Genomic DNA, 1,821 nt, shown 5'->3' with positions numbered 1-1,821 from the left:
GTGGGGTCCCACCGGCCGATCTCGACGGTGCGCGAGTGCACGGCCGGTGCGGTGGCGGCGCCGTCGCGGACCAGGGCCGCGGAGTCCACCACGAAGGCGGCCGACGGCACCGTTCGCAGGCGGTGTTCGCCGGCGGTCAGCGGCACGGACTCGGCGGCGAAGTCGTCGCAGACGCCCACCTTCAGCGGGCGCCCGGCCCGCACGTCGGCGAGCGTGCCGGACACCGTGGTCGGGTAGGACACGCCGTCCAGCTCGACAGCCGGGCCGGAGCCGCAGCGCGCGTAGACCGGCGTGCTGCCGGTGGCCGGCGTGAGCAGGCCGGTCAGCGCGGGCACCTCGACCTCGGCCACGCCAACCGGCGCCGGCCAGCCGCTGCCGCGGATGTCGGCGATCACCGGATCGGAGCGGGTGACGGCGACCTCGATCCGGTCCGTGCGCTGCGCCGGGAACCGCACCCAGCCGTCCGCGCCGACATCGGCGGCGAGCTCCGCGGTGGGCGTTCGCAGCACCACCCGGGCCGGCCGCGCGGCGGGTGTGGTGGCGGGCGTGACCAGCCGGAGCCGGTCGAGCGTGCGCTGCCCGGTCCAGCTCAGCCGCAGGGTGGGGGAGGTGTCGGTCGGCTCCGCGAGCCAGATGGTGGCCGGGTCGCCGTCGACCGCCGCGTACGCGCCGACCGTGACGTCCCCGGTCAGCACGGTCGAGGAGGTCGCGGTCACCCGCCTGGTCACCGGCAGGGCGCCGCCGGGCCGCGGCCGGGCGGTCAGCCGGAGGTCGTAGGTGGCGTCCACCGGCGTCGCGAAGAACCGGTCGATACCCAGCGGCTCCTCGCCGGTCCGCGCGAGGAACTGGTCGCAGCGGACGCCATCCGCGCCCTGGAAGCACGCGCCGCGCTGCTGCGTCGCGCGGTCGAAGGCGTAGATCGGGGTGGGGTCGGTGGCCGTGACGTCGGCCGGCACGCGGAGACCACGCTGCGCGTCGAGGCCGGGAATACCGAGCGCGCGCAGGGCAACGCCGCCTTCGTAGCCCGGGCGCAGGGCGAGCACCGTCACCCGGATGGTCGTGGTCAAGCCGGGCAGCGTCTCGAGCTTGTGGGCGCCCGCGGTGGCCGGCACCGTACGGTCGACCACGCCCTGGTCGGTGGTGATCCGCACCAGCTCGACCGGCGCGGCCACCCGCAGGTCGTCGGCGAAGTCGACGGTCACCTCGGTAACCCGGCGCGGCGTGTCCAGGGCCACCTCGAGCCACTGCCCGGCGCCGGGCTCGTACGGGTCGGAGCGCCAGGCGGTCTGCGGGTCGCCGTCCAGCGCCGCGAAGGGCAGCGCGGAGGGGTCGGTCGCGCCGATCGAGTCGGCGAAGCTCGCGCTGGTGGACGCGTCCACCGATCGGATGCCCTGATAGGCGGCCACAGTCTGGTGGCCCGCCGCGGAGAAGGGCAGCAGATCGTCGCGCTTGCGGCCGAGGCGGGTCTGCTCGTCGGCGGTGAGCGTCTGTCCGACGTTGTCACGCATCCGGCCGATGTTGAGCTCGCGTCGGCGCAGGCCGTCGGTGACGATCCGCGGCCCCGCGGCCTCCGGCACGCCGAGCGACCCGTCCTGGTCGCCGGCCAGCACCACCGGCTGCCGGGCGTCGACCAGGCGCTGCTCGAGCACGCCGAGCAGCGACTCCGGAGCGCCGCTGACCACCGCGACGTCGGCCAACGCGGTCGCCGAGACGGTCGGCACAGGACGGTCCACCCGGAAGATCTCGATCGCCGGCACGGACATCTTGGCGCCGTCCTCAGCCCCGCCACCGCCCTTGACCGGACTGAAGGCTGAGTCCACC

At 75.6% G+C, this 1,821-nt stretch carries 1 protein-coding gene; it reads right to left on the bottom strand.

The features are described from left to right. A partial coding sequence (locus tag AB0M20_RS41360; protein ID WP_364306780.1) for an alpha-(1->3)-arabinofuranosyltransferase family protein occupies nucleotides 1-1,763 on the bottom strand: 1,763 nt, incomplete at its 3' end. Between the last annotated feature and the right edge of the window lie 58 nt (nucleotides 1,764-1,821).

The sequence above is a fragment of the Actinoplanes sp. NPDC051633 genome (assembly GCF_040681735.1).
Lineage (GTDB): Bacteria > Actinomycetota > Actinomycetes > Mycobacteriales > Micromonosporaceae > Actinoplanes.
Note: the sequence above shows the minus strand (reverse complement) of the source record. Positions and strands in the feature narration are given on the sequence as shown.